Origin of the sequence: Planktothrix tepida PCC 9214, assembly GCF_900009145.1 — a bacterium.
In the GTDB taxonomy this organism is placed as follows: domain Bacteria; phylum Cyanobacteriota; class Cyanobacteriia; order Cyanobacteriales; family Microcoleaceae; genus Planktothrix; species Planktothrix tepida.
The window spans coordinates 1,537,404-1,559,940 of record NZ_LN889782.1 but is presented as its reverse complement, the minus strand read 5'-3'; the positions used below and the strand labels follow the sequence as shown (position 1 = coordinate 1,559,940).

20 protein-coding genes and 1 tRNA gene are annotated in these 22,537 nt (G+C 39.8%); 5 read left to right on the top strand and 16 right to left on the bottom strand.

Annotated elements, in window-relative coordinates; all coding sequences use genetic code 11:
• Window positions 1-7: 7 nt before the first annotated feature.
• Window positions 8-262: a 2TM domain-containing protein gene (locus tag PL9214_RS09790; protein WP_072718543.1), complete on the bottom strand. Its 255-nt coding sequence runs from the start codon at window positions 260-262 to the stop codon at window positions 8-10.
• 64 nt (window positions 263-326) lie between these two features.
• A complete protein-coding gene (gene moaC / locus PL9214_RS09785; RefSeq protein WP_072718542.1) occupies window positions 327-827 on the bottom strand; it encodes a cyclic pyranopterin monophosphate synthase MoaC in 501 nt (166 codons plus the stop codon).
• A 94-nt stretch (window positions 828-921) separates the two neighbouring features.
• Here moaC and PL9214_RS09780 point away from each other — a divergent pair.
• A tRNA-Arg gene (locus PL9214_RS09780) sits at window positions 922-995 on the top strand.
• A gap of 270 nt (window positions 996-1,265) precedes the next feature.
• Here the strand turns inward: PL9214_RS09780 and PL9214_RS09775 are convergent.
• From PL9214_RS09775 to PL9214_RS09730, 10 genes are all read right to left on the bottom strand, one after another.
• Complete coding sequence (locus PL9214_RS09775) at window positions 1,266-1,670, bottom strand: hypothetical protein (protein WP_222425217.1); 405 nt, start codon at window positions 1,668-1,670, stop codon at window positions 1,266-1,268.
• Between the two features lie 146 nt (window positions 1,671-1,816).
• A complete protein-coding gene (gene eno, locus PL9214_RS09770) occupies window positions 1,817-3,106 on the bottom strand; it encodes a phosphopyruvate hydratase (protein ID WP_072718541.1) in 1,290 nt (429 codons plus the stop codon).
• A 336-nt stretch (window positions 3,107-3,442) separates the two neighbouring features.
• On the bottom strand, window positions 3,443-3,997 hold the full coding sequence (locus PL9214_RS09765) for a pilus assembly FimT family protein (protein ID WP_072718540.1): 555 nt from the start codon (window positions 3,995-3,997) through the stop codon (window positions 3,443-3,445).
• Window positions 3,998-4,183: 186 nt separating this feature from the next.
• Window positions 4,184-4,765, bottom strand: a complete 582-nt coding sequence (locus tag PL9214_RS09760) for a prepilin-type N-terminal cleavage/methylation domain-containing protein (RefSeq protein ID WP_072718539.1) — start codon at window positions 4,763-4,765, stop codon at window positions 4,184-4,186.
• A 41-nt stretch (window positions 4,766-4,806) separates the two neighbouring features.
• Window positions 4,807-5,724, bottom strand: coding sequence for a hypothetical protein (locus tag PL9214_RS09755; protein ID WP_072718538.1), 918 nt, complete (start codon window positions 5,722-5,724; stop codon window positions 4,807-4,809).
• Window positions 5,725-5,791: 67 nt separating this feature from the next.
• The gene (gene hpsB, locus PL9214_RS09750; RefSeq protein ID WP_072718537.1) at window positions 5,792-6,436 is read right to left on the bottom strand and encodes a hormogonium polysaccharide secretion pseudopilin HpsB; all 645 of its coding nucleotides are present in this window, start codon (window positions 6,434-6,436) and stop codon (window positions 5,792-5,794) included.
• A gap of 24 nt (window positions 6,437-6,460) precedes the next feature.
• Window positions 6,461-11,557: a hormogonium polysaccharide biosynthesis protein HpsA gene (gene hpsA, locus PL9214_RS31185; protein ID WP_186440321.1), complete on the bottom strand. Its 5,097-nt coding sequence runs from the start codon at window positions 11,555-11,557 to the stop codon at window positions 6,461-6,463.
• A 552-nt stretch (window positions 11,558-12,109) separates the two neighbouring features.
• The gene (gene rpmB, locus PL9214_RS09740; RefSeq protein WP_072718535.1) at window positions 12,110-12,346 is read right to left on the bottom strand and encodes a 50S ribosomal protein L28; all 237 of its coding nucleotides are present in this window, start codon (window positions 12,344-12,346) and stop codon (window positions 12,110-12,112) included.
• Window positions 12,347-12,511: 165 nt separating this feature from the next.
• Entirely contained in the window at window positions 12,512-14,491 is a 1,980-nt protein-coding gene (gene htpG, locus PL9214_RS09735) for a molecular chaperone HtpG (protein WP_072718534.1), read from the bottom strand.
• Window positions 14,492-14,634: 143 nt separating this feature from the next.
• Window positions 14,635-15,585 carry a sulfotransferase family protein gene (locus PL9214_RS09730; protein ID WP_072718533.1) on the bottom strand — a complete coding sequence of 317 codons (951 nt, stop codon included), beginning with the start codon at window positions 15,583-15,585 and terminating at the stop codon, window positions 14,635-14,637.
• A gap of 60 nt (window positions 15,586-15,645) precedes the next feature.
• Here PL9214_RS09730 and PL9214_RS09725 point away from each other — a divergent pair, with 60 nt between their 5' ends.
• From PL9214_RS09725 to PL9214_RS09720, 3 genes are all read left to right on the top strand, one after another.
• Window positions 15,646-16,809 (top strand): glycosyltransferase, encoded by a 1,164-nt coding sequence (locus PL9214_RS09725; protein WP_072718532.1) that lies wholly within the window; start codon window positions 15,646-15,648, stop codon window positions 16,807-16,809.
• A gap of 84 nt (window positions 16,810-16,893) precedes the next feature.
• Complete coding sequence (locus tag PL9214_RS33040) at window positions 16,894-17,031, top strand: hypothetical protein (protein ID WP_367400318.1); 138 nt, start codon at window positions 16,894-16,896, stop codon at window positions 17,029-17,031.
• A 37-nt stretch (window positions 17,032-17,068) separates the two neighbouring features.
• Complete coding sequence (locus PL9214_RS09720; protein WP_072718531.1) at window positions 17,069-17,983, top strand: glycosyltransferase; 915 nt, start codon at window positions 17,069-17,071, stop codon at window positions 17,981-17,983.
• A gap of 13 nt (window positions 17,984-17,996) precedes the next feature.
• On the opposite strand, the gene PL9214_RS09715 is transcribed toward PL9214_RS09720, so the two are convergent.
• From PL9214_RS09715 to PL9214_RS09705, 3 genes are all read right to left on the bottom strand, one after another.
• Window positions 17,997-18,932, bottom strand: coding sequence for a glycosyltransferase (locus PL9214_RS09715; protein ID WP_072718530.1), 936 nt, complete (start codon window positions 18,930-18,932; stop codon window positions 17,997-17,999).
• 42 nt (window positions 18,933-18,974) lie between these two features.
• Window positions 18,975-19,925 (bottom strand): hormogonium polysaccharide biosynthesis glycosyltransferase HpsE, encoded by a 951-nt coding sequence (gene hpsE / locus PL9214_RS09710; RefSeq protein WP_072718529.1) that lies wholly within the window; start codon window positions 19,923-19,925, stop codon window positions 18,975-18,977.
• Window positions 19,926-20,115: 190 nt separating this feature from the next.
• Window positions 20,116-21,009, bottom strand: coding sequence for a sulfotransferase family protein (locus PL9214_RS09705; protein WP_072718528.1), 894 nt, complete (start codon window positions 21,007-21,009; stop codon window positions 20,116-20,118).
• A gap of 61 nt (window positions 21,010-21,070) precedes the next feature.
• Between PL9214_RS09705 and PL9214_RS09700 the strand changes: the two genes are divergently transcribed.
• Window positions 21,071-21,322 (top strand): hypothetical protein, encoded by a 252-nt coding sequence (locus PL9214_RS09700; protein WP_072718527.1) that lies wholly within the window; start codon window positions 21,071-21,073, stop codon window positions 21,320-21,322.
• A gap of 56 nt (window positions 21,323-21,378) precedes the next feature.
• Here the strand turns inward: PL9214_RS09700 and PL9214_RS09695 are convergent, their stop codons facing one another.
• Entirely contained in the window at window positions 21,379-22,473 is a 1,095-nt protein-coding gene (locus PL9214_RS09695) for a glycosyltransferase (protein WP_072718526.1), read from the bottom strand.
• Window positions 22,474-22,537 lie beyond the last annotated feature (64 nt).

Here is a 22,537-nt window from a genome sequence, read left to right as displayed (position 1 = left end):
TTGAATGTTATCGATTTGAACTGACAGGAGAATAGTCAGCGATCGCAAAAATATAAATACCATGAATAGCGATCGCAAGTAACCAAACGCCCGTAAATTCAATTAACCAAGGCCAATCAGCCGATTGTAAATTATGAAAAAACCATAAACCCGAATTAATCGCTGCAAAAATAGCAACATGGATGGCAAAATTCATCCGATCATCTAAACGACGATAATCAGGATCTTTGCGGTCGGGTTTACGGGGCCAACGAGGAGGCATAGACAGTTAATTCCCAAGCTTTTTCTATTCTATTTTAGGCTGAATGGGGCTTGACTTCTTCTATCTAGTGGTGGTAATCTCCCGATTTCCCCCCTGTTTTACTTAACAAGCGGATAGACTCAATCACAATCGACTTTTCTAGGGCTTTCGCCATGTCATACAAGGTCAACGCCGCCACTGAAACAGCCGTTAACGCTTCCATTTCCACTCCAGTTTCAGCCTTGGTAATCACTTCCGCTTGAATTTGATACCCCGGTAATTGGGGAACGGGCAGAATTTGGACATCAATTTTACTTAACGGTAAGGGATGACACAAAGGAATTAACTGAGCCGTTTGTTTAGCCGCCATGATTCCCGCGAGTTTCGCTGTCCCTAAAACATCCCCTTTGGGGGCATTTCCCGCTTCAATGGCGGCAAAAGTTGTAGGTAACATCCGCACTTGTCCTCCTGCGATGGCTTGGCGAAGGGTTGCGACCTTCCCCGACACATCCACCATGCGGGCTTCTCCCGTCTCATTAAGGTGGGTGAGGCGATCAGAAGAATTTTCAGAAAAATTGCTTGCCATTTGGGAAAAATGTGTTAATATAAGAAAGCGGTGAAGAAAACACCCTCGTTCAACAGTGTATATTGTTCCTGGGGTTGTTGTTCTGACCTGGCAAGGGCTTGTAGCTCAGTGGACTAGAGCACGTGGCTACGGACCACGGTGTCGGGGGTTCGAATCCCTCCTAGCCCGTCTAAATATTAATCATTTAAAAAGATAGAGGCAAGATTACCTTGTTTCTATCTTTTTTTATTTGGTGCTAACAACCGTTGCTCCAACCACAGTGAAACCCAACTGATTACATTAAAATTAATCGTAAAATCTGCATCACCTATCACATTCCGTCCACTCTAACATCTAAATTCTAAGAATTAGAAAAGACATGGGGGTTTAACCGCAGTGTCACTTACCTCTCAGGTCTAAAGACGCGCTCGTTTCCCCCATCCCGCTTATTTTTGATGATCAGAGACTACAGTTTCCTCGACTCCAGCCCCATTCTTCCACACCAACAGAAATTTGCGAACCCGGTTGAACATTGCCACCAGAGAGATCCACTAAAGTTACTGTTACGGCTGCCATTAAGGAGCCTTTGTAGATAGGTTGGCCTTTGTCATTATTAGAGAGGAATTTGAGGGTTGAGACTTGGGGTGGCTGTCCTGAACGTTCCCAACGAATTTGGGTAAAACGTCCGTCGAGAAACTGGGCTGAGTAAGTCCATCCATTATTCATTCGTCCCGTGCAAGAGAGGCTTTGAGCAGCACTGACGGGGGAGAATATGGCCTCTACGAAGACTAAACCCACCGTTGCTAATCCCATTAAGCCTGCGATTGCAAAGTTCCCTAACTTCCAGTTCCAATCCATTTTCATCTTAATTTTCCCCGATTAATCTGACGAGAACGCTTGAAATTGTACCTCTAAACGCCGTACCGTGTTGGCGTGTCTAAAACTGGAGAGATTTTTTGAGAATCAATAAAACAGCCCAAAACTGGACTGTTTTATCGACTGTTTCTCTCTTATTTAGAAAAACGGGGGCCCAAACCAACGGCTCCAGCATAAACCGCTTGGGGGCCAAGTTCGTCTTCAATGCGTAATAAACGGTTATATTTGGCAATCCGTTCACTGCGACACAGAGAACCGGTTTTAATTTGTCCGGCACGGGTGGCAACGGCTAAGTCTGAAATGGTGGTATCTTCAGTTTCCCCAGACCGGTGACTAATTACAGAGGTATACCCGTTACGGGTTGCTAAGTCAACGGCGGCTAAGGTTTCGGACAGAGAACCAATTTGGTTGAGTTTTACCAAAATAGAATTGGCGACTTTCTGTTCAATGCCTGTTTTCAAACGAGTCGGGTTCGTAACAAATAAGTCATCTCCCACCAGTTGCACTTTACCGCCTATTTTCTCGGTGAGGGATTTCCAATTATCCCAGTCATCCTCCTGTAGACCATCTTCAATGGAAACAATCGGGTATTTCCCAATTAATTCACTCAGGTAGTCAATGAGTTGAGCCGGACTGTGGGGTTGACCATCATAGGTATAGGTTCCGTCTTTGTAGAATTCACTGGAGGCGACATCCAGGGCGAGGGCAACCTGTTCACCCGGTTTGTATCCAGCAATTTCAATAGCTTGGATGAGAATATCCAGAGCTTCTTGGTTAGAACCGAGGTTAGGGGCAAAACCACCTTCATCTCCAACCCCCCCTAAAAGTCCTTTTTCTTTTAGCACCCCACTTAAGGAAGCAAAGACTTCCGCCCCCCAACGCAGGGCTTCTTTAAAGGTGGGCGCACCAATGGGAACGATCATAAATTCTTGAATATCAACGTTATTGGCGGCGTGGGCACCTCCGTTGATCACGTTCATTAAGGGAACGGGGAGAACGTTGGCAATGGGGCCACCCAGGTAACGATAGAGAGGTAAACCTACACTTTCGGCGGCGGCTTTCGCAACGGCTAGGGAAACACCCAGGATGGCATTGGCACCAATGTTGCTTTTGTTGGGAGTGCCATCGAGATCGAGCATGATTTGGTCGATGATGGTTTGTTCGAGGGCACTGACTCCGTTGAGGGCTGGGGCGATGATTTCAGTAACGTTTTTAACGGCTGTGAGAACGCCTTTACCCCCATAACGGCTTTTATCGCCATCGCGCAGTTCATGGGCTTCAAAGCTTCCGGTGGAGGCTCCGCTAGGAACTTGGGCGAGTCCATAAGCTCCGTTATCCAGGTAGACTTCGGCTTCCAGGGTGGGGCGTCCGCGAGAGTCAAGGATTTCACGGGCAATAATGGTGTTAATCGCGCTATCTGACATATCAATCCTTTGTAATGACGGATGGGGTCTCGTTGTTGAAATTTTGAGACTAGAGAAAAGTTACCAGGTTCTTAGGATATTGGGTTGCAACTGTTGGAACATTTTAAGGTTTGGGTTGGCTGTTGACTGCTGGGTGATAAAATCAGGTTATTGAGCTAATGGCCGAAATTCAGCGCATGAAGCGGGATGAAGCGATCGCAATTCTGACAACTTACTACGAACCGTTAAAGGGTTAGGAAAGTTTTCCGATAATCTTTGTAGGGGCGACGCGCGCGTCGCCCCTACCCATTTTCGCGGTGAGAGTAACGAGGAAAATCCTGTAAATCATCAACTTTTTCAATAGCAATATTTCCCATCTTTGGGTTTAGGATTGTTTTGAGCTTTTCTTAATGTTCCTAATAAAGTAGATACAAACACACAGCGTTTGGCTTGGCTACCATTGCGAAGGGATAATGTCACCCGGCCTAACTGACCATTGGCACGACCTTTATGGTCAAATTGCATTCTCCAAATTTTAGTGGTTTGATTTTGATAGAGGGTTGTTTCTGTGGGATCTATTTGAACGTTTTGATCTAAGGTCATCCATTGAGGTTGTGTGGGGGTATCGTCTCGACGATGTATCGCCCATTGAACGGTATTATTTTGATCTTTAAAGCTGATTTGCCAGATTTCTTTGCTGCGTTTGGCTTCTTCACGGGTGGTTTGCATCGCCCAATAAATTCGATCAATAGAAGTCGTGAGGCGTTGATGGTTGATAAAACTTAACCAACTAGGGGCTGCAATGGCACTCAAAATACCCATCATGGATACAATGATGAGGTTTTCTAGTAGGGTAAATCCGCTATAGGATGAGGTTAAGGAGCGATCGCAGGTTTTTTTTGGATTGATCATTGCAACACACCTGATTTCAAGTAAATAGTTATGTTTTCTAAACAAACTTAAATACCAGTTTCAGAGAAATCAGAGGTTTTGAATAGGTGAAAATTACGGATTTTTTTGGAAATAATTTTAGCAGTTGAAAGGTTAGTCAATTAGTGAGATTACGGAGTTAAGGAATGCGATCGCTTATAAAAAACTTTAAGATGGAACTCGACAACCTGTTTTATTAGTAGAACTGTTATAGTCTCCTGATCCTATCCTCATTCCTCCGAGTAGACTGTCTACAATAACACAGTGTTTACCTTTTCCATCTGGGAGAGAGACTGTTGCTGTGAAGGGAAGTATTTGACCAGATTTAATACTTCCTCGATAATCAAAAATAATCTCTGAATCTGTAGCAACTGTTGTATCTCCTGCACCTGTAACAAGTTTAATAGTTCCTGTTTTAATTTCACCAGAAACATTGAGCTTCTGTACATTACCCTCATAACTAACGGTTGGTGGATCAACTGTTTTATCAAATGTTAGAGTAACATCACCTTTTTTGCGTTTTGCTTCTGCTTGAGCCGATTTAATCGCTTGAAATACCTGATCATTAACAGTTTTAAGGCGTTGTCTGGTTGTAAAAGCATCCCAACTGGGGGCTGCGATCGCACTCAAAACACCAATTATTAAAACAACAACTAATAATTCAATCAGGGTAAATCCCTGATCTATATGATTAGATTTTTTTTTCAATCGATCAATTAACAGTCTATTTAATATTTGTTGATTTTTCATAATTAATCCTTTTTGATTATTGAATAACCTTTGAGTCGATTTTAATTTCCAAGACCACTTAATCCTCGCAATTGAACTGATGATTTTGGACAATAGGGTGAGTTAGTGGCACAAGTCGCATTAGCATCATTACGTCTTAGTGCATTTCCTTGAATTGCTAATTTAGCTAAGTCATTTGTTGAGCTAGGATCTAGTTCAAATTTTTCAATGTAGTTAACTAACACTTGTGAGTTAGGAAAATTATTTTTATTTGTAACATTATCTAAGGGTTTAGATAGACTAAAATTAGGATTATAGGCGTTATTATTTTCCTGAGCATAGCTCTCAAGTTGAGTTCCAAGTTCTGTCTTTGTATAGTAGGTTATTCCATCCGATTTCTTTAACCCATCAGAAATTTCATACCGAACTATTCGACTAGGACAATTTGTTCCTGAAGGTTGACACCAAATTGATGTTTTATCTGTTTCTGGAAGTAAGTGATAACTCACTAATGATAAAACGTAAGTATCATTACAGGTAGTTGCTGTACAATCTTTAGGCTGTTTAGTTGTATCTACAGGAACAGCATCTTCTACTATTTTTCGTTTCCAAAACACCAGAATAGGGGTTCCCGTAGTCGGTAAAAAGTTGTTGCTTTTAAGGCTATCAATCTGCATATTTAATGTAGGATCGGTTGATGTTGTGTTCGTGTAAATATAGAGAGCTTGACTAACATCTTCTCCAATATAATCTAATGCAGATTGAATTTCTTCTTCGGTGTTTGCTTTAGCACTTTCTCGTTGATCATCATTTAATAGACCAATGACCATTCCCATTAATGGCGTGATTACAATAAAAGCAATAACTGTACCCACTAAGAGTTCTATCATTGTCATGCCTTTGACTTGATAGTTTTGATCAAATTTTGCCGGACTTGACCTAATTTGAGGTTTAAATAATAATTTTAGAAAGATACTCATTTTTATTGCTCCATTAACTTAAGAAAAGTAGGTGAATTAAGTTAGACTTAAAATATTACGGTGAAGATTAAGGTTTTAGTCGTTTTTGAAGGTCTCCAAAGGTTGCACCTGATGGTAAAACTTCAGTTTTCATCACAACTAAAGGTAAACTGCGATTACCTAAAGCATTTGTTGTTAAGCTATCTGACTTAGTAGCAGCTTGAAGCGTTATCCCAGAGACAAAGGAGTTAGCACGATAAACTCCCACCGTCATTTGATAGCCTTTTTCTGGAGTCGTAGCATCACCACTCGTTATGAGAGGTTGAATCACCATATCAACAGGGCTCTTTGTTTGACACCCTGCTTCCTCATCAAGATTGACACAGTACAATTTTTTATCGGTTGTTGTACAATAACCATCTTTTGATGTGCAATCACCTGCTAAATCACCTGTTGCTGGAGCGGTAGTTGCAGTTTGTTTGGGTGCTCTTTCTTTTATTGCATTGGCATCAGGAGCAGCTTTCACCCAATCAATATAACTTTTTCCCGCTTGGGTTGCCAGTTCAACCCGTTTAGCTTGTACGCGAGTTCCCACAGAAAAGGCAATTACAGGGCCAATTGCTAACAACATGACCGATACAACAACAACCGCCATTAGTCCCTCAAGGATGGTATATCCTGACTCCGATACAGGTAAGTAATCGTTGAGTTTTCTTTTGTTTGGGTTAATCATAAACCTTGTCCTAAGCGTAGAAATTTATGAACCATTAGAACAGCCTTCTGGACGATAGGGGCTACTAACTGCTTTATCACCAATGTTGTTTGTAGCATCCACAAGTTTTGCACAGAGCAATTCCTTAACCCAGGGATCATCTCGGCTGACTTCGCGGAAATATTCATTAGGGGAAGTTTTGGTGGGTGGAATGGTGAATTTTTGGGTAAATAAATCTGGTGTCTGGGATAACAAACCCACATCAAAACCCCAAGCCCGGGTAGGTGGTGTAAAGAATGGGGTACGACCTCCAGAGTTAATAATTCGGTACTTTTTCTGGTCATTACTTGCTTTGTTCCCAAAAATCCCATCTGAAATCAGTGCTGCTGTCACAGGTTGGTAGGGTGCTGTTGCATATCCACTCCGTGATAACTGCATAAAGGAACCAACTATCTCGTTATTTCTAATGGTTTTGGCGTTGGTATACCAATTTTCTAGGAAGCGTACCAGGTTTTGTAGACCTCCATTGAATTCTCCCGCTCTGGGGGGAGTATCTCCAGCAGCAGCAACTAAGTTAAAAACCTGAGAGTCAACTGATTTTGGTAACCAACGGGTATCCTCTTCAGCCGTCTTACTTCCGAATGGGAAGCTAGTGGTATTGGTTGATGGTTCATTACTACTGGCATGAATTTGTAATACGGGTACCAGCAAGGGTTGTTCTGTTCCAACAAAGGTGGTCTTGGAGGTGCCGGGAGTAGCGAGATTGTAATACCATAAAGGATAATTAGAACCCCAATTTCGCGCAGCAGCGTTACGGGTTTGGAACCAAAGGGCATTAGGTTGTGTTCGAGGTTGTTTAGTGGCATCGGTACTACTAAAGACTATACACTGGTTAATACCAGTGGGACAGGCTACTGGAGCATAAGCCTTTACCTCTGCGCTACCATTTACCCCAATAGGGATGGGTGCAGTACCATCTAACTGTAATGTATTAGATGATGTACGGAGAAAAGCCACACGACGAGGAAAGCGTTGATACTTTGGATCAGGTGGAGTTGCTGTTGTACCCGACTTGAGAGTAGTTACGGCTACCGCAGTAGAAGGATTAACAAGATTTCGGGCTGGTTTTTGAGTATCGCTGCTATCAATAACAACCCAATCACCAGGGCCACAAGCTGATACAGGCAACTTCAGGCAAATTTCCATCAAATATTCAGGAAAAATACCCCGTCGCTGAATAGGAGTAACAAAGTTATTAAAGTAGGAACTATTAATCCCATTCTCCGGCTGAATAGTAGTCGTCTTACCATCCGAATCAGTCGTACTAATCGGAGAATAGTCAGTATCTTTATACGTTTCGCTAGGTGTTCCATCTTCAGCCGCATCAAAGGCAACATTACTGCTTAAACCATTGACTGCAAAATCGTTATACGGGTTAAATCCATTCAGCACACGCGCTAATTTAGCCGGAATAGACTTAATAGTAGTTTCAGGAACACTAGCATCTAAGGCCCCATTGCCGTTAAGATCAAATCCCTTAAATTGCATTCCCAAGACTGTGAAGTCATTCTCATTAAATGAATCGCTAGTGTCTCCATCAACATTCAAATCATAACCCGCAGGGTTGATGGAAATGGTATAAGCATTGTTTCTGAGTTCAAAATCTCCCTCATTGCGATATCCGAAGCGAAATCCGGCTGTAAGATCAGTGGCCGTTAGATTTCGAGACAAAACCGTAACCGCATCAGCAATCACATTAGCAGGTCGCCAAGTGTCTCCACCCTGGCACTTATCGGGTAATCTCGGATCACCTTTATGACAAGCAAAGTTTTTGTTCAGGGTACTGCGAGCATAAAAATCAGTTTCCCAATTATTAACATTCAAGGTTTTATCGCTGAACTCTTGTTGACTGTGTAAATTAAACTCACCATAGATATAAACGGGGAGATTAGATATTAAGGTCAGTCCTTTTTCCTTAACTACATCATCTGCACTTGTCGGTGGGACTCCGTGACCGTCCTTAACATCGCCGCGGGCTAAATATTTACCATTGATCAGCAGGATGCCATTAGGACTGCGACTAGGATCGATCTTATAGTCCGTCGAGCTTTTAAGTTTTATTCCTTCTGCTTCTGTGCGATCGCTATAATCGGGTTTGCCATCATCTCGGCTGGCATAGATAATCCCACTAAAGGGAAGCATATATTCATTTGTTCCGTTTTTGGGGCCTGTTTCAACACCCTGAGTAATGGTTGTATTTCTCAAGGCTTGTACATCCAAGACAGTCGCCCGAATTTCTAGGGGATAGCGATTTTCTAGGGGTAACTGATAGGTTCCTGGTAAATTGCTGTTTGCGGTTAAGGCAAAGGTTTCATCAGCACGGGTACTAACATCATCTTTATCTAAGGCTTTGACTTCCCGACTATCTAAGAAACTGACCTCTCGAATTGCACCATGAGGAATATCACTCGATACTGATGTGATGTTGTCTACAGTGCGAGTGTAAGCATTAGGAGTAATATCTCCATTGAGAATATCTAACGCACAGAGGGTTGAATCAATCGCAGATTGATCCGCTAGGGTCAATTTTCCACCATCTGATAGGGTGTTTAAAGCATTACGCAGGGGAAGATTAACAAATCGGCCATCTGGAAAAACCATATTGGCTTGATTTCCTAACTCAGCCGGGGTTGCTGTAAATAATCCCGTCGTGGCTGAAAAAGAGGCGGAAGTGGGTCTTTCTGTTTTAGGTGCTGGATAAACAATGCCATTATTAGAACGACCTGATGGGGAACTATTCCAAGGCAGACCATCCATATTTTTAGCCGTTATACTATCCGTTGGATCATAGTAGCTACTCACGCAGGCAATCGGTTTTTGTTCCCGATCAGGTGTTGTTCCTTCAGTTGTTACGAAATCTGTGGCATAGTGATAAACTGCCGTTGCCCGCATCCGCAGGTCGCCTCTGGAATTCTGAGCATTTCCTGTGGGTAAAGGAGTTGCTACATCGACCCAAGAGGAAGTTGTCTTATCATAAACTTTTGAGCCCGCAATCGGGGACATCGGCATCGTATCGGGCCAGACTACTTCAAATTCCTCTAATACAGTGGTATCTGGATTATCATATTTATCATATTTAGCCGCAGCACTAGAATTTCGATTGAGAGGAACAGGAGGAGGAAGGAAGGAAAGGTTGCGGTTGTAGATTCCTGCTCCTGTCACTACTCGTAAACCTCCAATTCCATCTAAGGGTTTTTCGGGTTTCGAGGCAGCACTTTCTTCCCAAAATCCATTCCGACCAATTGTGCCTAAATCTGGTAGGGGCTGAACTTGAGTTCGGCGGTAGCGGGGATTTGTCTTCGGATTAGTCCACTTCGTAGTTCCTGTACTCGGATTTGTTTCAACCTGAGAACCTTCGATATAAAATTTATCTGTCAGGCTGCGCCATTGGTTCAGGTAATATTTGTAGGCTAAATTATTTCCGGCTACGATCCGATCACCGAGTTCAAATTCTTCTTTCTCTAGTTCAGTGGCTTTTGCATCAGGATCGGTAGCAGGCAACTGTGTTTTTTCTAGTCCCACACCAACAATATCACTACCATCGGTAGGTTTAACAGATAACATCCATGTATCCGGCGGACGTAAGGTATCACCTGAGCCCTCAATTGTTGCACTACTTGCATTCGCTTTGAAGGGATCAATTATAGGGATGCGGCGACTGCGATCTTTAAAATATCGGGTCAGAGCTTCTGTGCGATACTCTAATTTCTGCTCTGGAGTTGTGGGTTGACGAGCAGCAACAGTCGATTTTACTTCTTCAGGATCAGAGGTTTCAGTCTTTCCGAGTTGATCCTTAACTAAAGCGGTAATTAAATCCGCACGAGCTTTATTATCATAAATAATGTTACTAACTTTTAGAGTAACTGAATCATTGCTTGTTGATAACGATTTTCCGGTTTTATTGGGTTCCTGTGCTTCTTTGAATAAATGAATCTCAACAGGATTGGCTAACGCATCGTTATCAACTACACCATTAATTACGTTGCCCCCAACAATAATCTTGCTATTTTCTGCGGTATAAAAACAGGATTTAGGGGAACTGACTTGATAAAGTCGCAGTTTTGTATCAGCGGCTGAGTTGCGAGGAGAAGCAATTAAGTTACTGTTACTAAATATGCGTCCATTTAGATTAAAAAATGGCCCTGGAGAAATATCTAAATCATCTTCATAAACAACGGCATTATTGGTTAACGGAACTCGACTTCTATCTTGCTGATATTCCAGGGCGGAAAAGCTCGGAGTTCCTTTAAAGAATTCAAATTGCTGTGTAGCAGTATCAGCAGGTACAGCGCCTTCAGGAATCGGTACTGTTGTTGTGTAAACGAAAAATGCTTTTTTTAGATTTCCCCCAATTCTAGCCCAACCGGAACTATCAATGAAACCCGCACTACTTCCCAAAGCGGCACAATCTTGACTTACAGTTTGGCTTATGTCCATTGGTAAACTTCTGGCATCAAGGGGGCTTCTAGGTCTAGGTTTAGGTGGTGTATCTGATGTATCTGGTGGACGCTTGAAATAAATTCCATAGAGAGCATAGCTATCATATTTGCCATTGTTGTTCGTATCAACAGGAAATCTCCAAGCTGTTGTTATATTCTCTCTTTTTTCTAAAGCTACATTGTCTGTCACTTCCTTTGTAAGAGAGTAAATTCCCCCGCCATCGACATCATACTGAATAACAATTCGTTCTTCGCCACCCAAGGTGTAATAATATTTACCCTGATCATCTTTTCGGTTTAAAGCCCGATATAGTTCCTCATCTGAAGGTGTTTCCTTGGGTAGAGTGGGATCTGCTAACAATTCTGTTAGCTTGGCATTCGCCCGATCTAATGCCGGGGTTGCCGCTTGTAGAACTTGCTCATCCACCCGCCGATATTGAGCCATTTTCGCCCGATCCATTGATCGCAGCATAATAGTTATACTCAACAGCACCACCACTAATAACACCATCGTCACCGTTGGCAACACAAACCCCGCCCGACCATAACGGTCATGACGATTTATCCTCATCCAAACTCGCAAAAGCGATCGCATGGCCCCTCGTGTCATTCGTTTGACAGCGATCCGGATCGCGCTGAACATAGACAGAATCGGATTATGGAATTTGTTGTTGTGACGCTTTGACATAGATGCCTACCTAACCTTTGATAGAAATGGTTGTGCTGGCTAATAAAGGATTCTTAAAAGTTCACAGTTACCTGTGGGAGTTGAGACAATATGCCTCAAACTAAAATTTAAGTAGATTTATAAACAGATTAAAATTTATTAAGACGAGAAAAACTCCCTATCTTTAGTTGTAGCATTCTTCCCCCTAAAATCACCTTGGTAAAAATACGGGTTTTTTAGAGTTCAGTTTGGTTGAAATCTTACCGATTACCACGTTCTCCAGATGCTCACCCTTTTATAAAATAACGCTTTTAGCTGGATTGGGACTGTAAATTATCACTGATTTGTTGTGTTTGCTATCACACTCTCCATCGTCGAAGATGCCTTTAGGGACTTTACTCTATTTCTTAGAATGCCCAAAGGATTAGGAAAAGCGATCGCAGAAGCCAAAAATTAAGAAATTGCAAAAAATAGCCCCCCTATATGTTTCAGGGGGGAGCAAAAAATCATGGCTATTGTCGCCCTCAGTTAAAATTTATTCAAATCAATTCCCGCTTTCTTAGCCATTGCTTGTAACCCTTTGAGTTCAATGGTTTTAATTGCTTTTGTAGACAGTTTCAATCTAACCCAGCGTTTGCCTTGGGGCCACCAAATCCGTTTCCATTGTAAATTTGCTTCTTGTAGCTTGTGGGTACGACGGTGGGAGTGAGACACAGCCATTCCGTTATTGGCTCTCTTGCCCGTTAACTGACAAATCCGAGACATGGTTAACTCCAGTTTAGTATTTTCTCAAAAGTCCAAACCTTTATTATACAGAGTTTTCGTTTGAGAAACCCAGTTTTTGGGTAAACCCTAATTACAATCCATGTGAGGGTGAGGCGCGCCTCACCCCTACGACACGGGAAATGCAAGTTCAGAGCTTGGGTGATTTTAATTAGACGTTAACCGCGTCAACACTTGGTTAGAGCGTTCTACAAAGTCCTTCATTCCCTCCCCATCAAAGCCTTTTTGAGCAATTAACGCTAAGTCATAGACATGATGACAAATCATTTTTGCTAATTCTGCCGAAGGAGACTCGCCACCTTCTTGAATAATCGCCCCTTGACTCAAATTAACTAAATTTTGAATCAACGGATGGGCGGTATTAATTAACAGAATATGTTCTTCAGGAAATTCTGCTTTTTGTTGTTGAATTAAGGCGGTCATATCCTGTAACCGTCGCATAAATTCCGGTAATAATACCATCGCCGGAGGTGTATTTTCCGATTTTAAAGATTCAGTCCGAATCGTTAATTTCGGTTTATTTAGCGCTGCGGTAAACAAATCTTTAATTTCTTCACTGCGGGTTTTATTGGTTTTGGGGTCAACAATTTCGCTGTTGTTGTCCTTATCAATTAAATTCTCATCCAGTTCCGCATCCACCCGTGAGAATTTAACATCGGTATGTTCCCGTTCTAGGAAACTAATAAAATGACTATCAATAAAGGAATCTAAGAACAGGACTTCTAACCCTTGGCTGGTGTGTAACTGGATATAGGTGGCTTGAGTGGCTTCATCGGTACAATAAAACACCCGATTTTCATGGCGTTGTTTATTGCGTTCGAGATACTCGCTTAAGGTGGTGTAATAACGTCCTTTTTCATCGGTATTTTCAGGGGTTTGGGACGCTACCTCCTGCCAAACGTCTCCTTCTTCAGTTTGCACCTGCACTTCAACGGCTTTCTCTTCGGTGTTGGGGGTTTCTGGAGTGTAGGTTGTCCGGTAAATCAGAATATCCTCAACTTGTTTTTTAAACTTATCATCGTTGAGGGAACCAAACTTGACAAAAGTACCGATATCTTGCCAACAGCGAATATATTCTTTGCGGTTATCCCGATACAATTCTTTGAGACGGTCTGCAACTTTTTTCGCTACATAGTCGGCAATTTTGCGGACAGTGCGGTTAGTTTGTAGGGCGCTGCGGGAAATATTCAGGGGAATATCGGTACTATCAATTACCCCCCGTAAAGGCATTAAGAATTTGGGGATAATATCTTCACAGTGGTCACTAACAAAGACTTGATTACAGAAGAGTTTAATATTGCCTTGGGTAACATCGACATCGGGTTTGAGTTTGGGGAAATAGAGTATCCCATTGACAATAAAAGGATAGTCGGTATTGAGATGTACCCACAGTAAGGGTTCTTCTTGGAATGGATAAAGATAGCGATAAAGTTCTAAATAATCTTCAGACGTTAAATTATTAGGAGATTCCCGCCAAGGTGCTTTTTGACGGTTAATGGTTTCGCCGTCCAATTTAATCGGGACGGGCATAAAATCACAATAGGTTTTAATTAATTGACGAATACGGGAGGTTTCCAAATATTCGGTTTCTTCATCCATCAAGGTTAGGGTGATGGTAGTTCCCCGTTGGATGCGGCCAGAGTCTTCCAGTTGAAACACCGGAGAACCATCGCACGTCCAGTGTACGGCTTGGGCTCCGTCTTGGTAGGAAAGGGTATCAATTTCAACTTGACGGGCGACCATGAAGGAAGAGTAGAACCCTAAACCAAAATGACCGATGATAGATTGGTCAGAATTGGCTTTATATTTTTCGACAAATTCTTCGGCGCTGGAGAAGGCGACTTGGTTAATATATTTTTTCACCTCGTCGGCGGTCATCCCGATGCCATTATCGGTCACGGAGAGGGTTTTGTTGTCTTTATCAACGGTAATGGTGATTTCAGGTTCGCCGATATCCCCGGAGTATTCCCCAGACCGGGACACCATTTTCAGTTTAGCGATGGCGTCAACGGCGTTGGAAACGAGTTCCCGCAGGAAGACTTCATGGTCTGTGTAGAGGGATTTTTTGATAATGGGGAAGATATTCTCGGTATGGATGGTAATCGTTCCCTGTTCAAGTACGGTCATAGTGATGTGAGGTTATCTATAAAATTAGGGTTGTATTTAGATTGTGTGCGATCGCTATTACCCTACTAGGGATGGATGACCGCCCAAAGGTTGATTCGGATTTCCGTATTCATGAAAAGAAACACCCTCTCAGTTGTAAATCGTTAGATTTTTGAAAAAAATCTACGCAGCTTATAGGATAGTGGCCCTAAATTATTTCGCAAGGTGCGGATTGCTTGCACTCGGAGAGGGATTTTCAACCCCGTGATCTCATAACCCAGTTCAACCAGCAAATCACCCGCCACACTCTCAAAGTCAGCTATTTCTAAAGCAGATAGTGATCGCTTCCAAGCAGATACTCGTGATGGGTCAATGGGTTGATCAATTAATTGAAATAAACTTTTATGTTGTTCTGATATACGATCTTGTGCTCCTTTATAGTATTCCAACATTTGTGCAGTGTAGTCAAGGTTAAGCCACTGACATAATTCCTTTAAGGTTTTTTCGGGTTCATAGACCAGTTGCTCATAATAGACCTCATAGTAGCGATCTTTTGATAGTGTTGATCCTCCTAATCTCCCCGCTTGCACCCGTTGTTTCCAATAAGTGGCAGCTTCTTGCATATTATTACTGACCCATTTGGCTTTACGGATACTGATTGCGACATCCCGACCATCTCGAATGATGTGAACAAATTTTGCATGAGGAAATGATTCTGCTAAAAGTGGGATATACTTAACATGGCGGGGCGATTTATCTCCCCACCGTTGTTTATTTAGTTTAGAAGCAGAAGCTTTAAATAAAGCTTCTATGGCACCGGAAACATGAGTTGGTGTTATCTCAAAGATGGCTCGTTCCGCTTCTTCCAGAGTTAGATTAAAAATAGGAAATGTAAAAGATTCAGGAGTAGCTGGGTTAGTTTGTAAATCTCTGATCAAAAACCAACGTTGATAAGGGTATGTCAAATCCCCGTAATTCTCAGGCTCTCTCTCTAATAAATAGACAAACATTGACTCTTGAGGAATGTGGAGAATCGGGCTTTGAATCAGCATCAGTCTCAGTAAGGTTGTTCCTGATCGATCACAACCAACGATAAAAATCGGCGATTTTTCCATAAATCAAGTAATTCACAAATCTGAGTTGACACTATTGTTAATTTTAGCATCATTTAAAACATGAAGAAAACCGTTTTAATTTATCGAGATGCACTGCTCCCTTACTCAGAAACTTTTATTCCTGCTCAGGTAGAAAATTTTTCATCTTATCAAGGTTTCTATATAGGGAGTGGTCGTTTTAAAGGACTAAGATATCCCTTACCACCAGAGCGAACCTTAATGTTGAGCGATCAGGCTAAAGTCACCACAAATAGAAGATTTTTGTATTTGCTAACGGGGTGGGGTTATGGGAATTGGTCTGAACGTTTAAAAGCATTATCACCCTGTTTAATTCATACCCATTTTGCAACAGATGGGATTTGGGCATTACCGTTAATGTCCCGTTTGAAAATCCCATTAATTCTCACTTGTCATGGACATGATGTGACATCCAGCAATAGAACTAACGATGATTTAGTGTGGCTTTATGGTGAAGGAATCTGGCCTCCAGTCTATAGGAATTTTCAGAAAAAGTTATTTAGACAAGCTCATACTTGTATTGCCGTTTCTAACTTCATTCGTTCTCGATGTATTGAGTTGGGTTGTCCTGAAAATAAAGTCATTGTTCAATATATTGGAGTAGATGTTGATCATTTTTTACCTCAATCTAGCATTTGTCGTGAGCCTATTGTCTTGTTTGTTGGGCGGTTAGTTAAGTATAAAGGCTGTGATGACTTAATTCGAGCAATGGCAGAAGTACAGTCTGTTATACCTGAACTAGAATTAGTTATTATTGGGGATGGAGAACAAAGAGTAGCTTTAGAACAACAAGCTGCACGTTTACTCAAACGTTATCGATTTTTAGGAGTACAATCTTCTGCTGAAGTGAAAACATGGATGAATCGTTCCTTGTTAATGTGCGCTCCTAGTTTTTTAGATCAGCGAGGTATTTGTGAAGGTTTACCGATAACAATACTGGAAGCTCAAGCGATGCAATTACCCGTTATTAGTTCCATTCATGCAGGAATACCTGAAGTTATTATTCAGGGTGAAACCGGGTTTTTGATCCCAGAAAAAGATTGGAAAACACTAAGTCAATATATCTTGGATTTAGCTAAAAGCCCTAGATTAAGACAAAAATTTGCGATGGCGGGACGCAAAAGAATAGAACAAGAATTCAATGTAAAAATAAATACTGCCAAACTAGAATGTCTTTATGATCAAGTGCTGGCTTCGGTTATGTAATTTTCTGTTACTTTCTATTACTTGATCTCTATGATTTCTATAATTATTCAGGTCTATAATGCTGAAAAAACCATTTAATCAACCATTAAGTCTGTTTTGAATCAAACATTTATAGACTGGGAATTAATTGTTATTAATGATGGATCTACGGAGTTTTTTTACCGAAACAGCAAGCTAAAACTATCCTCAATAAATATGGTATTATTAAAAATATTGGTGTAATAACATCATTGATTGAAACTACTCTTGATTAAAAAATATGCCTCTAATTTCAGTTATTATTCCAGTGTTCAACGGAGAAAAAACAATTTATTATACAATTGAATCAGTATTAAATCAAACTTTTACTGATTTTGAACTGATTATAATCAATGATGGTTCCACTGACTCAACTTTAGATGTTATTTCCAGTATTAATGATCCTCGGATCAAGGTTTTCTCCTATCCTAATGGGAATCAAGCTGTTAGTCGTAATCGAGGTATATCTCATGCTAATGGTGAGTATATAGCGTTTATAGATGCAGATGATCTGTGGACACCAGATAAGATTGAGGATCAATATCAAGCTTTGCAAAATAATCCTGAAGCTGCTGTTGCTTATAGTTGGACGGATTACATTGATGAATCTAGCCGATTTTTAAGACCAGGGAGTCACATTACTATTAATGGGGATGTTTATCCGAACCTATTAGTCGTTAATATACTTGAAAATGGCTCTAATCCTTTAATTCGTCGTGATGCTTTAGAAGAAGTTGGTGAATTTGATTCATCCTTACCCCCTGCTGAAGATTGGGATATGTGGCTTAGATTAGCAAAACAGTATCAGTTTATTACTATTCCTAAACCTCAAATTTTATATAGACAATCCTCTCAATCAGCATCTGCTAATGTGTTAAAATTAGAAGCAAGTAGCACAAAAGTAATTGAACAATCTTTTAGCCAAGCTCCTGATTCATTAAAATTCCTCAAAAAAAGAAGCCTTGCGAATATATATAAATACCTTACTTTTAAAGCCATTGAAGACTCTCCTTCACGGCAGAATGCTGGAATAGCTGCCTACTGTTTATGGCAATATTGCAAATATAAACCCGAATTATTATTAAAACCAAAAATTATTATGAGTGCAACTATTAAAATAATACTCATGTTTTTTCGACCCAAAATAGTTAATTAACTCCTTAATATAACTAATCTTTTTTAAGAATTTTTTGGGAAAACCTAGAAGGTAAAGTTAAGGTTATTAAACTTTTTATAAACATGATTAAGATGAATTTTATTTCTTTTTTCCATTCAGGCTCATGGGTAGAATAATTAATAAGATATTCCATTAAAATCAAACCTTGCTTAGGATTCGGCTGCTGCTGAAAAATTTTCCACATTAGATATTTATATAGTTCTGCTAAAGTCTTTCGTTTTAAAGGGTGTAAAGACTCAGGTGCTTGTTCAAAAGCTTTTTCAATGACTTTTAAACATTCTCTTTCTTGATTTTTAATTTGAGAGGACATTGAACGAGTAGAAACTCGATATAAAATCTGAGGGAGTGGAACTGCTACAAATTGATAAAGTGCTGCTAATCTCAGCCACATATCCCAATCGGCTACTGAGTTAATCGAACTGTCAAATCCCCCAACTTGATTTAACGCTTGTTTACGAATTAACGGGTTAGAACCATTTTCTAAAAAATTATTTACTAATAAATGTTGATAAATATTCCCATTAATTGTAATCTGTCTGCCAGAATGCAAAAATTGGCTTGACTCATCAATATAGTCTGTCCAACTATAGGCAACAGCAGCCTCTGGATTCTCTTGTAACGCTTGAAACTGCGCTTCTAATTTCTCTGGAGTCCATAAGTCATCAGCATCCAGAAAAGTAATATATTCACCTTGAGCCTGATCAATACCTCGATTGCGACTAATAGCTAACCCTCCATTATCGTAAGACAATATTCTAATTCGTGAATCTTCTATTTCCCTAATTATCTTAACTGTTGAGTCTTGAGAACCATCATCAACAATAATTAATTCCCAGTCTTTAAAAGTTTGATTTAAAACTGAATTAATTGTTTGTTGAATTGTTTTTTCTCCATTATATACAGGAATAACAACAGAAATTAAAACCATAATTTATTAGCAATATTCAATTGTTTCTAATTGATTTTTATTTTAGTCTTTAAACTGTCTATTTAACAAGTAAAAAACACTCCTAATCCGGCTTAAATAAATCTGCATTTTACACTCAGCAATTAAATCCGTTTTAAACTGACCCTGATATTTAAAATAATGTTCAATTGCATTGTAACTATTTCCTACTATAGTTCGCACCAAAATCATAGGCTTTTCATAGAATTTAGCACCGATCATTCGTAAGGGACAAAAAGATAAACATGATCCCTGAATCAAAGATAACAAGTAATCCCGTTTGAGTCGCCAAGCCGGAATCTGATGGTAAGTGTGCATAGATGGATTATACCAAATTTCCCAACCTGCTTTGTATAAATACATTAACGGTTCCCAATCATCCCCTTGCACCATTTTTCCCCCTGGCAACTTCCCACTCATTTGAGGTTGCTTGGGTACAATTTCACTCCACACCTGCTTTCTAACCACCATTGCTGCTCCTGGGGGTAAGCTTAACACCTGGGGTTGATAACGGTTGGGTTCTGGCCCCCGTTCTCGAATAGCTAAAAATCCCTCAATTGCCTTAAAATTTTCTGGGGGTGGAACTTCATAAACCCCATGAATTTGTCCGCCATAGGCACCCGCTTGGGGATAAACCTGTGCAAACTGATATGCTTGGGCTACCCAATTTTCATCCGGCCAGTTATCATCATCCAGAAACCCAATTAACTCCCCCTGAGCTTCCTCTAGTCCCCGTTGTCGGGCAAAAGCCGCACCCTGTTGCAATTCAAACACATACCGCAGAGGAAAAAATTCTTGCCAAGAATTTATCATGTCCTGAACAATAGTAGCGGTTTCATCGCTACTATTATTATCAACAACAATAATTTCCCAAGCGATATTTTCTGTTCCCTTTTGCGATCGCAATTTTTCTAAAACATCAGGAACACGAATAGAGCCATTATAGGTAGGAATAACAATGGTAAAATCGATCATTGTTCGTAAGTCTTCTTTAGAATGAGTTGATCCTATTTTATAACTAGAAAAATTAATAAGTTTCGGTTAATCTCGTTGTTTCCACTTCCATAAATAAAAAGGACTGATCACACTACTTCTTAAAAACTCCCTTTTACAAGCTTTGCATATTGGTTTTTTTTTAGTTTTTTTGATGTTCTAGGGCTGTTATCTATTTAATCAAAAGCTTAAATCTAGCTAATTTTTGGCTAAATTCAAAATTTGCTTCAGAAAGTTCTTGAAGAATATATTGTTTTTGTTCTTCGTTAAACAGTTGATGAAATTTCTGATCAAAGGGATTATAAATTCCTTGTTGTACAGAAACCTTCCAAGATTCAAAGGGTAATGTTACTTTTTTGGCAGCTTTCTGATAATTTTGCAACATTTTCGGTTCATAGTCTACACCGATAAACTCACAGAGTTTTGCTAAAACCAAAGGTTGGTTTTCAATGAGTTGTTCATATTGAACTAGGATATGATTAGGTTTATGTAGATGTTGGTAACTTAAACGAACATCTTTAATCCATCGTCGAATACAACGATCTAAATTCCAAGCTCCTTTCCAATCATCAGGATATTGATGGGTGACATCATAAAGGGAACTAACAACATCTGTTCCCTGGCGAACTAAATGAATAAATTTAGCCCCGGCAACTCGTTTTTCGATATAGCTAATATAATATAAATTCCCAGGAGTTTTTTCTAACCATAATTTTTTTTTCTGCTGTTGAGTCAATTCATCCAAAACTCGAATAAACCCTTGGATATATTGAATGTTAAACACCACCGTTTTAGGTAAATATCGTTTCAATTCAGGATGACCTGTTTCTGCTAAAAATTGGTTAAATCGTTTTCGAGCTAAAGGAGAAGGAATCCTCAATTTTGCCCGCCAACTTGAACGATTTCCTAACAAATAAGGAAAAAAATGGGATTCAGGAAAAGATGCAATTTTGGAATGAGCCGCTAATAAACTTTGCAATAGTGTTGTCCCTGAACGGGGACAGCCAACTAAAAATAATCGGGGGTAAAAAGGTTTCAACGGAAGCCAGACCTCAATCGATAGCATTGGGTTAACTTGTATTATACAATCTGTTTAGACTAATTGTCATCATGGAAGGTTAAATTTAATGTTAAATACTTCTGTACGGACGTTATGTATTACCCGTGATTTACCCTATCCCCCAAGATCGGATGCGCCCCTACGGAATTGGCAAAATATGAATCTAATGCAGCAATATGGGGATGTGGCTGTATTTTCAGTGTTTAGAGGGGAACCCCCCCCCAAAAAAACCTTACCCCGAATTCAACATTGGTATCACTACAATATTGATCAAAAACGACCATTCAAAGAACGGTTAAAAAGGGATTCTCTGCATTAACACCCTGGAGATGTGCTTATATAGATCGAATTAAACCTTTAATTTATCAAGGTTAGTTAATATTTACATAGAATAAATTGATAAAACTCTGCTGTTTTTTTTGCAATTAAACCCCAATCTAAATCATCACATTCTTGTTTTACTAATAAACTTAAAGCCTGTAAATCAAGAGTTGTGCTTTTTTGTAAGGCTTTCAGTAAACCTTGTTCATCCTTGGGGTCGTATAAAAGTTGATTAGCGACACCCAAGGTTTCTGCAATTCCGCCTAAGTCTGGTGCAATAATAGGTTTGTTATAAGACATGGCTAAAATTAAACTTCCTGATGTTAAAATCTTTTCAAAAGGAAATACAATCACATCCGCAGCACTTAAAAAAGTAGGAATATTATGAGGTTCAACAAACTCTGGAATCAGAATCAATCCAGGGATATTTTTAGATAATTCTTCTAATTCTAAATAATAAGATTTATTCACAGGCTTACCTACAATCACTAAGGTATCATCCGTAAAAAAATCTTGGTTATTTTTCCATATAGTTATCAATTTCTCTATTTTTTTATAAGGTTTTAGATAACCTATATTCATATAAATACGACCTGCTAAGGGTAATCCTAAGCGTTTTCGAGACTCACTAGAATTAATGGGAACGTCATAAACATCTCGATAATGTCCATGAGGAATAATAATCGATTTTTTTTTATTAAAATTACAAACCCTATCGACTAATTTTAAGCTGGAATAACTATGGAAAATAATCCCATCTACTAACCAAGATAAAATACCTCTTGTCCAACGTTCTAATTCGGGAAATGAATCATCATGAGAAAATTGGTTGTGAACAGTCCAAACAATTTTAAGACCTAACATTCGCACCAAAATAATATCTAATAAAAACTTAAGACAAACTAGCAATTTAGGAAATTTTTTGGGTGCCTTGATATAAAATTCAAGCCAATGAAGATGAACAATATTAACAGAACGGAAGTTGTGTTTTAAAGCACCTCTTAAAATCGGAAAATAATTTAGATAGTAATGCGAAAACTCAACGTGAATTTTTTCTTGAGCTAACCCTTCAGTCAGTAAAGATTGATAGGGGTTATCTTGGCGAAAATCTGGGAGCATTAAAACATGAATTTTAGAAAAAAGTATCATATACCGAGAATTTATAATTTCAGGTTGACAATAGAAATTATTTTCATGAAATAAAATTAGGAGA